Source organism: Kitasatospora sp. NPDC004669, assembly GCF_040609455.1.
Lineage (GTDB): Bacteria > Actinomycetota > Actinomycetes > Streptomycetales > Streptomycetaceae > Kitasatospora.
On sequence record NZ_JBEXKB010000091.1, the window covers coordinates 1 to 16434 of the forward strand.

Sequence of the window (16434 nt, forward strand, 5' to 3'; positions counted from 1 at the left end):
GGGGCTCCCCCCGCGCACCCCCGGGGCCGGCCCCCGGCCGGTGGGATCCCACCGGCCGGGGGCCGCTCGCCGTCCGAAGGTCTCAGGAGCCCTGCTCGACCTCCCAGACCGTCTCCTGCCCCGCCGCCGGGGGAGCCAGCAGGAACCCCGTCGCCCGTTCCTGCACGTCCGCCGCGAGCGCCTCCGGCACCCCGCCCGCCGCGATCCGCTCGCGGACGTGCGCGAGCAGGCCCGGCTCCGGGGCGAGGCCGTAGCGGTCCAGGTAGTACGTGACGGTGTCGGTCCAGATCCACCGGCCGTCGCAGCGGTAGTTCATCGGCACGCTGCCCCGACGGTCCGGGTCGCGGACGTCGTCCATCAGCATGGGCGTCATCAGCACCGGGGTCGCCGAGTCCAGGTACCCGACCAGTGCCTCGCGCTCCGCGGCGTCGTCGATCACCGGGTGGTCGCCGGCGAACTCCGGCCCGGTCAGCGGGTCGACGATGTCGAAGACCGCCGCGACGACGAACTCCTGCGTCATTTCATCAGCTCCTGGAAGATCTGGTCGGCCAGCCCGGCGTCCGGGGGGCCTTCGCGGAACGGTACTGCACCACGGATGTCACCGTTCTCGGCGAAATCCTTGGGGTCCTTCACCCCGAAGTAGTTCTCCGGACGGGGCGCCGAGTGGCCGCCGGGCGGGAGGTACGGGCCGAGCTTGTGCACGACCGGAGTGAACGTTCCGTCGGTGGGCCGCTCGAACCGGTACCAGTTGGCCCCGGTGCTGATCCCGGGCCGGCCGGTGGTCGTCATGCCCACCTTGTCCGCCACCACCAGGTAGCCGCGCGCCGACTCGTCGACCGTGCCGGTCTGGTCCACCTTCGGCACGAACCAGACGACGCCGTCGCCGGCGTACCCGGGCGCCGTGATCGTGGGGTCCTTCCGCCACAGGGCTTCCATCACCTCCGCGGCGTAGCTGGCGCTGACCCCGTACCCGAGGCGGCAGGCCACGAACTGGATGGGTTTCGCGCCGTCCCAGTCGCCGGTCGCCTTCTGGGCGAGCAGGACGTCCGCCAGGGCATCCGGCAGCACGGCGCCGCCCCGGTAGGTCGGGACGCCGTCGCTGGTGTGCATGGACACCGCGAGGAAGCGCGTGTCGTGCGGGAACAGGCTGATCGCGGCCTGCATCTGCATCCGGCTGTGGAGGTCGACCGGCGCGCTGAGGCTGAGCACGGTTCGCTCGTCGTCGGCCGATGCGTCGTGCTCGTCCGACAGCCCGAGCTCGTGCCCGCTCGGGGTACCCGGCGTCCCGGGTGTCATCGGCAGGCCGGGCGTACCGGGCGTGTGCGGCGTACCGGGGGTGTGCGGCGTACCCGGTGTACCCGGGAAGTACGAGCCGCCCCCGAGGCGCGGGGTACGGGGCGTGCCAGGGGCCGGCTGCGCGGTCCAGGCCTTGGTCACGGCGTCCGAGGTGACCCGGGTGTGCGAATCCGGCTCCTTGAGCGACTCGACGAGCCTGATCAGCCGAAGGCGCTCCGCCGGTTCGACCTTCGCGCTCTGGTCCGCGCCCCTCAACTTCCGCACGTACTGGTCCAGGTGTTCCTTCTCCACGACCGTCCCGGTCTTCAGGTCGAGCCCCTCGCGCACCACGTCGGTGACCCGACGCATGGTCGTCAGCCTGAAGGTGTCGAGCATCCTGGCGCCGCCGTGGATGTCCGCGGCCAGCCGCGCGATGTGCCAGGTCCGCAGGCCGATCTCCTTCTGGTCCTTCTCGCTAGTGAACAGGAAGGTCCTGGCCGTGGCGCCCAGGTTGTCCGCATTCGGGACACCGATCGCCACTCCCAGGGCCCACAGGTTCTTGTGGTTCTCCAGCCCCCGCTCGCCGCTGAGGTGCGCCAGGTGTGCCCGCAGCTCGGCGTCCGTCGCGCGCACGGCTGCCGACCTCGGCGTACCGGGCTGGGTCGGCGAGGCGAACGTCGTGGACGACGAGGCCTCAAGCGCGTCGATGTGCAGCTCGCCCTTCTTGCCGAGCCGACGTTGGAGGATCGTGTGCTTGGCGCCCGGGACGCCCAGGACCTCGTCCTCCTGGATCTGGACCGAGAAGACCGAGATGTCCTTGCCCGCACCATGACCCTTGAGGTTCATGGTGACCATCGTCTTCTGGAGGCCCGGGAAGGTCTTCCGGCCTTTCATGAACTTCTCCGCGGTGGCGTACCTGCGGCTGGCGCTGGAGAAGTCCTTGTTCACGATCTCCGAACCGCCGTAGACCGGGGAGAAACCGGTGAACTTCCTGAACGAGATGGACGCGGTGCCCCGGTAGACGCGGCCGTCGGCCCCTGGCAGCAGGTCCAGGGCCTCCTTCAGCATCCGGGTGTGCTCGCGCATCTCCGCCTTGAGGCCCGGCAGGACCTCCTTCTTGACGAGCGTCATCATCTGCTTGTAGTGCGCCGCCTCATCCGCCTTCGAGGCGAAGGACCGCCGCCCGACGTGGTCGCTGATCGCCGGGTGGCTCGCGAGGACCTGGGGGAACTCGGTCCCCCTCAGCACGTGCTCGATCTGGATCAGCAGGACCCGGTCGATCGAGCCGCCGGGCCTCATCATCACGTTGATCAGCGGGAACGCCGGACCAGTGTAGGCCGCCAAGGCGTAGAAGTGGGCCGGAGTGAGCGCGTCCAGCACCTCCTGCGGCGTCTTCCCGTTCGTCGCGAGCCACTTTCCGACCCGCGCGACGTCATCGGTGTCGTAGCCCGTGGGCTCCTTCCCCTCGGCCAGCAGCTCGAAGATCCGCCGTCGGCCGTCCAGCGTGTTCACGTTGAACTCACCGGGTTCCCCGAACCCCCCGCCGAGTAGCGTCGCCCTCGCCTTCGCCGCGTAGACCTGCTCGTGCGGCAGCATGCCCTCCTGGTCGCCGAGGAGACGGCGCACGTCCTTGAGCTCGATCCCCGGGAGGTTGCGGTACATCCCCTCCGCGGACTTCAGGGCCTTCGGGTTCAGCGGCAGGGTCGCGCCGGAGGCCTCGACGCCCTTGAGGATCTCGTACACCGAGTGGTCGCTGACCGGCAGCATCCAGCCGAACAGGGCCTTGACCATGTTGTCGGCGTGCGACTCGTCGATGTTGAGCAGCTTGAACGCCGTCATCATCTTGGCCGCGGTCGCCGAGACACCGGCGACCACCCGCATGCCGCTCTCAGCGTTGGCCGACTTGTACCACGAGGCCTCCTGGTCGAGCCGGTGGACCGACTCGCCGGTGCGCCAGCTGAGCGGCACGTCCGGCCCGATCTCCCCCGGCCGCAGCGGGTCGCCCTCGTGCTCGACCAGCTTGATCACCCGGCTCTCACCGGTCTCCGGGTCGGACTCGACGTACACGCCGAGCACCCCCGCCTCCGCACGGATGGGGTCGAGGTCGTACTCCCCGCTTTCCCTGAGGTGCAGGGACTCCGCCGGAACCTCCTCCGGGCGGATCCCCACCAGCTCCCAGGCCATCGGGTTGACCTTGAGGAACTCCATCTCCCGTCGGCTCAACTGGAGCCCGAGATTTTCGAGCTCCCGGGCCGACGGCGCGGAGACCTCGTTCTCGGGGCGCGGCTTGCGGGCCCTGATGCTGGTCACGAAGTCGACGCCGTCGGAGAACCAGGTCTTCGACTGGGCTAGCACGGTGCCGGTGGCGAACACGTCCCGCTCGAACATCGTGGCCAGCTTGGGGTTGGCTCGCATGAGGGTGTCGTGGAGCGTCTTGCGCAGCGGGCTGTCCAGGTACTCCCGGGTCTTCTTCAGCTCCGCGACGTTCAGGCCGAGCTTCTCCGCGCGCTCCCAGTCCTGCCGGTCGACGATGTCGTTGAGCAGCGACTTGAGGCTCATCCCGGAGTCCTTGAAGTAGGCCCCGTTGAAGAACGCCGTCATCACCTCGCGGAGGTTGCCGCTCTGGACGAGCCGGTCGAACTGGTCCTCGGTGAGGGCGGTTCCGACCTGTCCGGCGGACGTCGGATCGTCCTTGAGCATCGCCGCGATGTGCTCCGTCGGCGACGCCTCGGGGAACGCGTCCTTGATGACGTCCCGCAGCCTGCTCAGCGCGGCGCCCGCCGCGGCCTTCACCTCGGGCAGGTCGTAGCAGTAGGTGCCGAGCTTCTTCTCGAACTCGCGGGTCGCCTCGGCGTACGCCGGTAGGCCGTAGATCATCCGTTTGGGACCGAAAGGCGTCGCGCCCGGCATCTCGTGTGCGACGGCCGACTCGGGCGCCGAGTGGAAGCCCTCGGGCAGTGCGTCGTGCGGCGCCGGGGCGGCCAGGTCGGACGGCAGGTGCGCGCCGAACTCATCGACGTGGGGCTCGTGTTGGGGCTGCCCACTGGGAGTCTCCACCGGCACCGAGACCTTGAGCCACTTGCCGCCCGGCACGACGACCGGCAGGCCGTTGGCGTCGAAGCCGACGGCCTTGGCCACCACCAGGTGGCCCGGTCCCTCCGACTCCACCCTGAACGGCCCGGTGGGCTTGGGCACGAACCACAGCTTGCCCTCGGGGACGTACGCCTCCAGCGGGCCGTCCACCTTGCCGCGCAGCGCCCGCATCACGTCGCTCGCGTACGACGCGGCGCCGCCCGTGCCGAACTCGCAGGCCGGGAACTGCAGCGGCTTGCCCTCCGGCCAGATGCCGCGCCGGCGCAGCTCCACCAGGACGTTCGCCAGCTCCTCCGGGCCGACCCGCTCCCCGTGCCAGGTCGGGGCGCCGTCGGCGTGCTCCGAGTGGAAGGCGACGGAGAAGAAGCGCGGGTCCTTCGGGAAGCGGGAGACGGCGGCGCCGGTCTCGTGCAGTTGAGCGGCCGGGCTGTCGGGGTCCGCCAACCACCGCACGCCGGAGCCCTCGTGGGCGTTGACGAGCGCCTCGACGATCTCGTGCACGCGCTCCTCGGGGCGGTGCTCGGGCTGCGCGTCGGGGTGGGGGCCGGCCTGGTGCTCGGGCTGCGGGTGCGGCGGGGTGTCCGCCGCCGGGTGCTCGGTCGGGCGCTCGACGGGCGCCGGGTGGTGCAACTCCAACTCCTGCGGGGCGCCGTGGCGTCCGGCGTCGTCGAAGCTCACCAGCCGCACCCCGCCCTCGTGGTCGGCCACCAGCAGGTCGACCGGCGCCATGAACATGTCCGCCGTCTGCCGCACCACCGCGATCGGATCGGCACCCAGCGCGCCGTCCTCCGCCCGCAGCACCAGCCGGAACGAACCCATGTCCAACGACGACAGCTTCGGCATCAACTTCTCCGCCAAACCGTCCGCCGTCAGCGGCCCGCCGTCGGACAGCTCGTGGACGTCGAAGCGCGCCGGGGTCTTGCCGTCCTCCGGAGCCTGGTACTTCACCGCGTCCCACGGCACCTTCGCACCGGTCCCGCTGGACACGGGCACCCAGGCGGACTCCTCCTCGACGAAGCCCCGCATCTTCCGCAGGTCGTCCGCGCTGAGCGAGGCCGTGGTGACCGGCCGCATCCGGGCGCGGATGTTGTCCTCGGTGAGCGGGTGCCCCTCGGCGAGCGTGTCCCCCACAGCGTCGGAGACGGACTTCAGGTGCTCGGCCGTCATCCCCTCACCAGGGGTCCCGTGCAGGTGGTGCGCGTAGCTCGCGACCGCCGTCGAGGTGGGCACGCCGGGGAACTTCGCGTGCGCGAGGTCGGACAGCCGGCGGACCGTCCGGAGCTGCTGCACGCCGGACGGGTCGAGGGAGGGCACCCCGTCGCCGTACAGCGAACGCCCGAGCCGGACGAGGTCGAGCACCCGGTGGTACTGGACGGCCGCGTCCCCGGGCGCGGTGCCGGCGGGCAGGCCCACGGCGTCGCCGATGGAGCCGATCAGGGCGTGATCGCTCGGCCCGGCTTCGGTGTTGAACTGGTCTCCGATCGAGCCGCCGGCGTACTTGTCGAACCTCGCCATGCCCGCGACCAGGTGGTCGGCGATCTCGTGCGTCGTGTAGCCGCCGAGGAACAGCTCGAAGGAGTTGGTCAGGACGGCCGGCCTGAACCCCTGCTCCAGCAGGAACTTCTGCATCAGCACGCTGACGTTCACCCGGCTGTTGGCGTCGGTGAAGGGCTGCATCATCTGCAGCGCCCGGGTCACCTTGGCGATCGCGACCAGCTTCGCGCGGTCGTCGGGCGCGGCCGCGATCTCGTGGTAGTAGCGGTCCAGCACCGCCTGGACGTGGCCGGGTGCCTCTCCGTGCGCGTAGTTGATCGAGATCATGCCCTCGCCGCCCGGCCCGCGCTGGAACGCCACCAGCGGCGGCTTCACGTCGCGCAGGGAGCCGGACTTGACGGTGAAGTCCACGACCAGCGGTCGGCCGTTGATCACGTCTTCGTGCAGGTCGGCCGCCATGGTGGTCCGGCCGGTGCCGCGCATCGTGGTGAGCAGGCCGTCCTTGCTGCCCGACCAGACCGTCGCGACGTTCGAGCCGGAGCCCTCGACGAGGTGGCGGGTGGCGAGGTCGTGGATCTGCTCGTAGGCGTGGACGTCGACCACCGACCAGTCGCGGCCGCCGGGCTTACCGTCCAGCACCTCGTGGAACAGCTCGGTCATGCTCTGCCGGAAGCCGGGGTACTTGGTGCGGTCCAGGTGGTTCGCGGCGTCGGTCGGCGAGAGGGAGAGCGCCTCCTGGTGCACGTTGGCGTCGATGAACAGCCGCCACCAGGAGGACTCGGGCAGCACGTCCGACAGCTTCGGGCCGCCGTCCGTCCGCTCCGGGACGTGGGCGGGCTCGCGGTTCTCCGGTTCGTCGTGCTTCGGCTCATCGAGCTTCGGCTCATCGAGCTTCGGCTCATCGAGCTTCGGCTCATCGAGCTTCGGCGCGTGGTGCTCCGGTTCCACCGTGGTCTCGATCGTGGCGGAAAGCGGCTCGTGCACCGGGCCGCCTTCGACGAGGGTGGGCCGGCCGGTCTTCACCGTCCCCGCCTTCGGGGCGCCCTCCGGCAACGGGGAGTGCCCCGGGTCGAGCCCGATCGGCGGGGGGTCGTTCGCTAGGGATCGGAAGACGTCCTCCTCCACGGAGGGGGCCTTGGGGCGCCGCTCGGACTCGGGCTTCGGGGTAGCCTCCGACTTCGGTTCGGGCTTGGGTGCCGACTGAGGCTTCGGCTCGGTCTCAGGCTTCGGCTCCTGCTTCGGCTCCTGCTTCGGCTCCTGCTTCGGCTCCGCCGTCGCTGTCGGCCCCGCCCCGGGCGCCGCCTCCCCCTCCGGCTTCGCCGGCGGGTGCTTCGGCAGGGCCCTGCCGTCCGGGTTCTCCGCGCTGAACGCCAGGTAGTGGTCGCTCATCACCTTGGCGTCGGTGGTCTCCCGCTCGGGGATGTCGACCGTGATCGGGATGACGCCCTTCTCGACCACCTCCTTGTCGCCCTTGAAGAAGACGACCTCCACCTCAGCGAAGCCGTCGTACCGCGCCATCGGCGTGTTGAACTTCGCGTGCGAGACGACCTGGCCGGAGTTCCCGAGCGACAGCCCCTCCCGGTCCCGGTGCGAGCCACCGACGATGGCCTGGAACGTCCCCTCGGCCCCGCCGAGGTCCGTCTTGACGCCGCCCTGCACCTGGCCGCCCCAGAGCGACCAGTCGAGCTTGGTCCTGGTCGAGCTGGTCGAGGTCGCGTTGGACGGGCTGAGCTCGACCTTGCCGTCGGTGCGGTCGTACTCCAGCTGCAGGACCTTCAGGTTGACCTTCACGCCGCCGTCCGACACCAGCAGCCGGCGCCCCGGGGAGGGCGTGCCGAGTTCCTCACCGCGCGTGGCCGAGCCGAAGTGGCTGGAGAGCTGGGCGTGGTCGGTGGTGTTGCGGGCGAGGCTCTCCATCCGGTCCCAGGTGCGGGCGCCGAAGAACTCCCGGCCGCGCAGCCGCAGGATGTCCTGCACACCGCCGGCGTCGCCGAGCCAGCGCATGACGTCGATGTCGCGCAGGCCCTCGTCCCAGACCCGGGCGGGCGGCGCCTTGACGACGTTCTCGACCGGCGGTTCGACGGGCGCGGGCTGCGGTGCCGGTGCCGTGCGGTGCTCGGGCTCCTCGAACGGCGTGGGCTTCGGGCCCTTCGAGGCGCGCCCCTCCCCCGCCTCGATCGAGGTCTCGAACCCGATCTTCGCGGTGTCGATGGTGTGGACGGTCGTGCCGAGCTTGCGCAGGTCCCGCCAGGCCTGCCCGGCAGCCGACTTGACGTGCTCGAAGGCCGTTCCGGCCGGGTGGTCGCCGCCCGGCGGCACCAGCCGGTTCGGGTCGCCGAAGGGCAGCAGCGGGCGGCGCTCCATGCGGAAGTACAGGGTCGCCTCGCCGGTGTACTCGCTGCCGGGGAGCTTGGCCTTGGTGGCGACGCCGGCGGTGCTGCGCTGCGCCTGCACGTCGAGCCGGTCGCGCCCCCAGGAGTGGGTGACCGAGCCGCCCGCCGTGACGGCCGGGCCGACGGGCAGCGGGTTGCTGGTGCCCTGGAGGGAGACGGTGGCGGTGTTGCCGTGCCCGGATCCGTAGCTGGTGACCCCGTCGGAACTGGCCACCGTCTTCTGCACCTGGGTGCCGGTGTTGAACTCGGTCTGCGCGGTCTCGCCGGTGTGTTCCAGCCGGGAGACGGCGGCGGTGATCCGGACCGTGCTGCGGCCGTGCTTCACCACGATCTCGTGGCCTGCCATCATCGACTTCAGCTGCGGCTGGAGCCTGGTGACGTCGAGCTCGTCGAGGATCTTCGCCTTCATCCCGGCCCAGTCCGACCCGAGCGCCTTGGCCCCGCGCCCGCCGATGCCGGCCACGGCGGAGTCGCCGACCGACCTGTGCTCCGGGCCACCCGGCCCGCCGCCGCGTGGGCGCAGCGGGTAGACGTCGGTGACGACGTCCGACGAGCCGAGCCGGTGGGTCCGCTCGATGCGGGCGGGCGGGTCGAGCGGCTTCTTCAGCGGTGCGGCCTCGGTGGCGCCGGGCGGCGGGGCGTCGCGCAGCGGCACGGCGACGGTGGTGTGGACCGGGACGGTGCGGTCGGGTGCGGTGACCTTCTGGCCGAGCTTCTTCGACTCGATGTGGATGGTGAACTCGGCGGTGCCGGTGAAGAGTCCGGCCGGTTCGACGGTCTTGCCCTTGCTGACGGTGGCGCCGGTGGTGTCGACGGCCGAGCCGTGCGCGAAGTCGTTGCGGCGGGCGAGGTTGAGGCCGAGGTCGACGTAGGGCAGCTTGAAGCGGAAGATCCCGGAGAGGGCGTCGCGGATGCGCCGGTCCTTGCTGCTGCCGGTCGTGACCTGGGTCCGGGTGCCCTTCTCGAACTCGAACTTGTCGACGGTATCGGTGTGCCGGAAGTCCCGGCCGAGGCCGACCGTGACAGTGATGGTGGTGTCCCAGCCGTGGATCGAGACGTGCTCGGTGAGCTTGCCGCCACGGGTGAGCTTGGACAGTTGCGGCTTGAGGGCGAACTCGTCGAACCGGTTCCTGACCTTCGTCATGACGTCGTCCGGCACGGAGCCGAACTCCCGCCCCAGCGCGTGTTCGATGCCGCCCAGGACGGCGCCACCGCCGTCGCCCAGGCTGTGCACGACGTCGGAGGCGCTCAGCGCGCCGCGCTCGGTGATCCGGCGCGGCGGGTCGTGCTGCTCGGCGGGCGGCTGGTGGGTGACGGGGGTGCCGGCACCGGGGCCGGTGAAGTGCGCGTGCCCGTCCTCGCCGACGGTGTAACGGCCGGTCTCCTTGGCGTCGAGGCTGACCTCGGCCCGGATCGGGACGGTGACCGTGTGGTCCTTGCCGTCGACGGTCAGCTTGACCTCGACGCCGAGCCCGGCGTCGTAGATCTCCTGCGGGCGCGCGTACTTGCCGTTCGCGTAGACCTTCTGCGCGCTGCCGTCGCGCCGGCCGTCGCGGTCGCGGACCTGACGGGAGTAACCCCCGGAGGCGTCCATCGTGTTCTTGCCGGTCAGCGTGGCGGTGCCGCCGCCCGAGCCCTGGACGGACTTGGTGTCGGAGAGCAGCTTGCGGCCGGACTTGAAGGCGGTGGTCTCGTCGACCGGGTTGAGCTCGGCCTTGGCGTTGGGCCGCTTGTAGTCCAGTGCGGTGACGTGGGCGGTGGCGGACACCTTCACGCCGTGCCTGAGCAGGGCGGCGGCGGTCTGCTCGGGCAGTTCCATCCGCGTGCCGCGGGTCATCGAGGTCAGGTGGGAGGCGACCATCGGGTGGCTGAACAGCTGGTGTACGTCGTGCTTGACGTCCTTCCAGGCGGCACGGAGGACCTCCTGGCCGAGCCGCTCGACCTCGTGGTGGAGCGGGGCCACGGTGGGCAGGTCACGGACGGTGGTGGTGTCGCCGAAGCCGCCGCCGGTGCCGTCTGGGCGCCGCCAGACGCTGTCGGGCGGGCTGGGCACGGCGGTGCCGGCGGAGAACGTCTTCGGCCGGTGGGGCTGCGGCTCCTCGGGGGCGACGAAGAGGGTCGGGTCGCCGGCGCCGGTGTCCTTGACGCTGTGGGCCTCGGCCTGCTCGACCAGGGTCCGGAAGTCGACGGTGGTCCTCGCGGTGTCGCCGGACTTCCCGAGTGGGGAGTCCTTCTCGAACTTCAGGGTGAGCTCGGCACGGCCGTCGTAGACCACGCCGGGGCCCTTGGTCTTGGTGGTGAGCAGGACCTCCTGGCTGCTGCCGGAGATCCGCACCTTGTCCTTGATGAGCTGGAGTCCACCGCCACCGGAGCCGATCGATGTCCCGACCCCGGCCCCGGAGACCACGCCGGGCAGCGGCAGCTGGAGGCCGTTGCTGTGGCTCTCCTGCGCGGTGTGGACGCGCTGGACGCCGGTGCCGACGTTGAACTCGGTCTGCGGGGTGTTGCCGTGCTGCCACATGGCCTTGACGGAGGCGGTGATCTCCACGGATCCGGTCACGAGGCCGGTCTTGTCGGTCACCTCGATCCGGGTGGGCTCGCCGGACATCATGCTCTTGAGGTCCTGCTGGAGCCGGGTCGTGTCGAGCTCCGCGGTCATCTTCTCGCGCAGCGCGGGCCACAGGTCGCCGAGCGCCTCCTCGGCGGTGTGCTCGACGCCGTCGAGGATCTCCTGCATCGGGTGCTCGGCGTCCGGGCGGCCGTGGCGGTGGGTGGAGACGTCGAGCACGATGTCGGAGCCGCCGAGCCGGTGGCCGTCGACGATGCGCTGCGGCGGGGCGAACAGTTTGTCCTTGGCCGGCGGGACGGGGTTGCCGTGCACGTCGAGGGTGTCGCGGACGGGGATGCCGATGGTGGCGCCGATGTCGAGCCGCTGCACCCGCTCGCCGGGCGCGGTCGCCACCGGTTCGCCGTTGTGGGTCAGTTCGGAGAAGTCGAGGGCGAGGTGCAGCTTCCCGGAGAACAGCGCGCCCGGCTCGACGGTCTTGCCGCGTGAGACGGAGCGGCCGACCTCGACGGAGGTGCTGCCGGTCAGCGAGTCGTGCTGGTAGCCGAGGGTCTCGGTGAAGTCGGTCTTGCCGACCTTGGCCTTGGCCTGGAGGGCGGCGTTGAGCCGGTTGAGGGCGTCATCCTGGAGGCCGACGGAGGCGTAGCGGTCGGATCCGTTCTCGAACTCGACGCCGGGGGCGGTGTCCTGGTGGACCAGCTCGTCGACGTCGACCCGGACGGAGATCTTGCCCGACCAGCCGTTGGCCTCGAACCGGACCTCCCACACGTCGCCGCGGGAGAGGGCGGTCAGCCGGGGGCGCAGCGCGGCCGGGCCGAAGAAGTCCTTCGCGACCGTGCGGGCGGCGGGCAGGTCGTTCTTGAAGGTGGACTCGAAGAGCTTGACGATCTGCTCGTGGACGGCGGTGTCGCCGTGGTGCAGGCCGACGACGAGGTCCGAGGCGGAGAGCCGGCGGTGGTTGGCGACACGGGCCGGGGGCAGGCGCAGCTCGTCCGGGCCGAGCGGCTTCTGCGGCGTGAACGCGGGGTCGTCGTAGGGGTGGTCGTGGCTGCCGCCGGACTCCGTCGAGAAGACGGACATGGCGAGCACCGACGCCGGCGGGGAGGCGGGTGGCTCGGGGTGGAGGAGGGAGTCGTGCTCCGCCTCGGTGATGACGATGCTGGGGACCTCCGGCCGGTGCGGGCCGGCCTCGGGGAACTTGGGGGCCTGGGTCTCCTTCGGGGCGGCGGCTTCCTTCCCGGCGGGGGTTTCCTTCGCTGCGCGGTCGGGCTCGGGATTCGCCTCGCTCTTAGGGTGGTGTTCCGCCTCGGACTTGCCATCGGGCTCGTGCTTCGACCCGGTCGCGGAGGCCGACGGCACGGTGAGTTCGGACGGCCTGTCCGCGTCCGGCTTCGGCGCGGGCTCGGCCTCGGGCGTCGGCTTCGACGACTCCCCCGCCGGCCCCGGCCGGTCGGCGCCGCTGACGGTGGGCACGCTGTGCGGGACGGGCGGGAGCACCGGGCCGTCGTGCTCGGCCGGGCGCTTCGACGCGGGACCGCTCACCGCCGGTGCGGGTGCGGGCGGGCGGCTGCCGTCGTAGTGGTCGGTGCCGTTGTAGTAGACGGTCACCTGGTGGCCGTCGGTCGGCCCGAAGCGCGCGTACTCGGTCGAGCCGCCGTGCCCGTCCGGGCCGAGGATGCGCAGCCGCAGGGCGAGGGCGTCGGCCGCCAGCGGCGGGAAGGTGTCGCCGAACCCCTTCCACCACGAGCTCTCCCAGTTCTCCACCGCGTGGTGCAGACCGGCGAACTCCTGCGGCGAGAGCGGGAGGTCGGAGCGGGTGCGGTGCCAGACCTGGAGGTCGGCGAGACCGGCGGCGGAGAGGTCGTGCAGCCCGATCGCCTCGGGCTTGTCGGCCAGGTGCTCGAACTGCTTCTGCGGGCTGACGGCGCCCTCGGCGAGGTTCCAGCCGATCTCGTCCTCGACCGCCGAGCGCTGCTCGCCGTGCGCCACGCGCTCGTCGATGTACTGCTCGCGCAGGGCGTGCGGGTCGGCGGCGGGCTCCTTGCCCAGCCCGCGCAGGTAGGACTCGGCCTTCGCCTGCTCCTCGGGGCCCTTGAGCTTCCACGGGACGCTGCGCTCGGCCTGCGCCCTCGCGGCGGCGGGGTCACCGCCGGGCCCGGCCAGTTCCCGGGTGAGCGCCGTGACGTAGCGGTCGCGCAGGAGGGAGGTGGGCACGACCTCGTGGGTGTCGACGCCGGCGACGCCCAAGTCCAGGAGATCGTTGAGGAGTTGGTCGCGGCTGCGGCCGGCGAGGGTGTCGGAGAGGTCGCGGGTGGCGGCCTTGCGGTAGTTGTGGATGACCTCGGCCGGCAGGTTCGCGGGGCCCTGCTTCGTCAGGTGGTCGGAGACCGCCCGCTTCATCGCGTCGGGCGTCATCCGGATCCCGGGGCTGCTGACGGCGACCGAGTTGAGCAGGCAGAGGCCGTCGCCGGCGACCGGGACGCGCTCGCCGGGCGGCGCGAACGCCGCTTTCGGGCCGGCGGGTTCGACGTACGGGGGCTCGGGACGCGAAGACCCGGCCGTCGGGTGCGAAGGATCGTCCGTGCCGGTGAAGGTGTCCGCCGGGGTCGGGCGGGCCGACCGCTCGCCCGGGTGGTCGGCGGCCGCGTTGAACGGGCCGTCGCCGCGCAACGGCCGGTCGTCGGCGTCGTGCGCGATCGCCCAGACCCGGGTGACGTCCTTCGGTAGCGGCCGGTCGCCCGGGGAGTGCAGGCCCTGCTGGGCGTCGACCCAGACCAGGCCGTCGCCGGGGACGTTGACCAGGTTCCAGGCATGGCCCTTGCCGTCCTCGGTCCAGGCGAGGACGACGGCGGCCGCGCCGGGCCCGCCCGCGGCGACCCGCAGGGCCACCTCATCGAGCCCGGCCTCGCCGAGGCCGACGTACTCGGCGGAGTGTCCGGTCCAGTGCTGGAGGTCGCCGGCCGCGCCGGGGTGGGGCTCCGACAGGATGGGCGCGACCTGCGGTTCGCCGCGGAAGGTGGAGTGGAAGGCCATCGCGGCCGCCACGCAGTTGACGTCCTTGAGCAGGCTGCCGCGGCCGTCCGGGTTGATCAGCTCGACGAACTCCTGCGGGTGGGCGAACTTCTTCGGGCCGTCCGGTCCGGCCACCGCCTGCTCCAGGGCGTGCCGCGCGGCCGGGCCCGGCGTGCTGTAGCCGCCGTCGGAGAACTCGCGCAGGAAGGAGTCCAGCGGGCGCGGGGCCTCGCCCTGCTCGGGCCGGGGTCGCTTGGCCGGGGGCTCCGGCGGGAGCGGGAAATCGGTGCCGCCGTGGTCGCTCCCGCCGTGGTCGGCCTCGAACTCGTCCCGGTCGCGACGGCGCGACGGCGGCTGCGGCGGGCCGGCGGGGCCGCGCTCCGGGCCGCCCCCGGTCGTGCGGGGCGGCCTCGGCCGCTCGGGGGTCGGGTCGGGCGTGCTGGTGGCGACGGCGTGCTTCGTCTCGTCGACGCCGCCGACGGTCTTGCCCGGGCGCGCGGGGCCCACCGGTTCGTCGACGAGGGTGGTGTCGCTCCAACTGCTGCCCGTCCGAACGGGCTTGGGGCGCTCCGAGGAGGCCTTGGTGCCGCCCTCGGTCGGCACCGGGGTCGGACGGCCGACCTTCCCGCCGCCGGTACCGGACAGGTCCTGTTTGCCCTTGGACGTGGTGGAGCCCCCGCCCGACGTGGTCGGCACGGGCTTCGGCGCCGGGTCGGCGAACAGCGTCTCCAGGTCCGCCTGCCCGAAGGCCTTGGCGAACAGCGCCGCGTACTCGACGTCCGGCGCCTCGCCCAGCCCCCGGGAGTAGGCGAGGACATGTCCCGCGTTCACGACCTCCTGGCGCGGCCCGAGCCGGGGCACCGGGAACGGCGCGGCGTGCCCGACGAGGTTGCTCGCCAGCGAGAGGAGGGTCAGCGGGTGGTGGGCGGGGAAGTAGGTGCTCTTGCCGTCCTCCAACGCCTTGGCCTGGATGTGCTCGACGTAGGACGCCCACTTGTGCCCGACCCCGGTCAGGTGGAGGACGTGGTGCACGCCCTTGCCGAGCAGGCCCATCGCCACGCCCGCCCCGAAGGTGTTCGCGCTGGTCGTGAACTGGTGCTTGTCGTCGAAGATCAGGTTGTAGAGGCCCTCGGAGAGGTTGCCCTGCGCCCCCTCCACCAGCTGCTCGCCGAGCATGGCGCCCAGCCGGTAGAGCCTGTTCCCCTCGCCCATGTGGGCGGCCAGGGTGGGCAGGTGGTCGGCCAGCGCGGAGATCCCGTGCTCCCCGAGGTCCGACCCGCCGTGGTCCAGGATGCTCCGCAGCACGACGCTCAGCGAGTCGTTCGCGGCGCCGTGCTTGGTCCACCCGGCGACGAACGCCTCGGCGTACTCCTTGCCCAGGTTCTTGGCCGCGTCCTTGCCCAGGACACCGCCGAGGTGCTTCTCGAAGCCGCCGACGAAGTTCTTGCTGAACTTCTCGGCGATCGAGCCGGCGCCCCCCTTGCCGAATCCCTCCTTGAGGAAGGGTTCGAGGTGCTTCATCTCCTTGCCGATCGACTTCGCGAAGGCCTTCGCCTCCGCGTCGCTCAGCACCTTGCCGGCCGTCCCGGACGCGCCCTCGCCGACGCCCTTGCCGACGCCGCTGCCGATCCCCTTGCCCGCGCCGTCGCCCAGGCCCTCGCCGACGCCCTTGCCGAGCCCCTTCCCGACGCCCTTGCCCGCGCCCTCGCCCAGCCCCTCGCCGACGCCCTTGCCGATCGACTTGGCGCCGGCCTTCTCCAGATCGGCGAGCGCCGTGCTGCCCGCGTGCTCGGTCGCCGTGTCCAGGAGGTGCTTGAGCGCCTCCTTGTCGCCGTTCTTGAGGACGGATTCGAGCTCCTTGGCCAGGACCGACCCCCCGCTCTTGCCGACCAGGCTGCCGATCAGCTTGCCGAGGCCCATCCCGAACACGCTGACCGGGCCGGAGATGAGGCCGCCGACGAAGCCGTTCAGCACGCTCTGCTTGAACGCGTCCATGTCGTAGGTGTGCCGGTCGCCGTCGGACATCTGGATGCCCTGGATGATCGAGTCCATCAGGATGCCCTTCACGAGGCCCGTGAAGGTGTGCATCAGGATCGTCTTGATCAGGTACTTCAGCAGCAGCCACAGCGCTTCGCGCGTGAGGAAGTACTTGATCGACAGCCCGGCGAAGTCCGCGCCGAAGGTGAAGGGCGCCCAGAACGTCGCCAGGGCGATCTCGAACAGCAGGTCGACCAGCTGGGCGATCGCCATCCACTTGGTGTACTCGACCGAGTTGGCGACGTCGCCCGCGCAGTCCGCGAGCGCCTTGGCGGTGTCGGCCGCCGACGAGACGTAGTCGTCACCGCCCCCGACGCCGATGAACTGGTTCATCGCCACGCTGAACTGCTGGGCGGCCTCCCCCTCGAACTCCTGGCGGGCCTTGATCGCCACCGTCGCGATCAGCCGGCGCAGATCGGGCAGGTCCTTCGCCAACTGCTCGTACGCGTCACGGATCTCCCGCAGGTCACCCTCGTTCGCCTGCGGCCAGGGCGAGCCCGCGACCACGCCGAAGAAGCTGGCGAGCCTCGGTCCGGGATCGATCGACGAGTACGACAAGGGTGG

General features: G+C 71.6%; 2 protein-coding genes. Both read right to left on the bottom strand.

Features of this window, described 5'->3' with window-relative positions:
* Nucleotides 1–82 precede the first annotated feature (82 nt).
* Nucleotides 83–520: a hypothetical protein gene (locus tag ABZW30_RS41140; protein ID WP_355676433.1), complete on the bottom strand. Its 438-nt coding sequence runs from the start codon at nt 518–520 to the stop codon at nt 83–85.
* Nucleotides 517–16428, bottom strand: a complete 15912-nt coding sequence (locus tag ABZW30_RS41145) for a toxin glutamine deamidase domain-containing protein (protein WP_355676434.1) — start codon at nt 16426–16428, stop codon at nt 517–519. The genes ABZW30_RS41140 and ABZW30_RS41145 overlap by 4 nt, the downstream gene beginning before the upstream one ends.
* Nucleotides 16429–16434 lie beyond the last annotated feature (6 nt).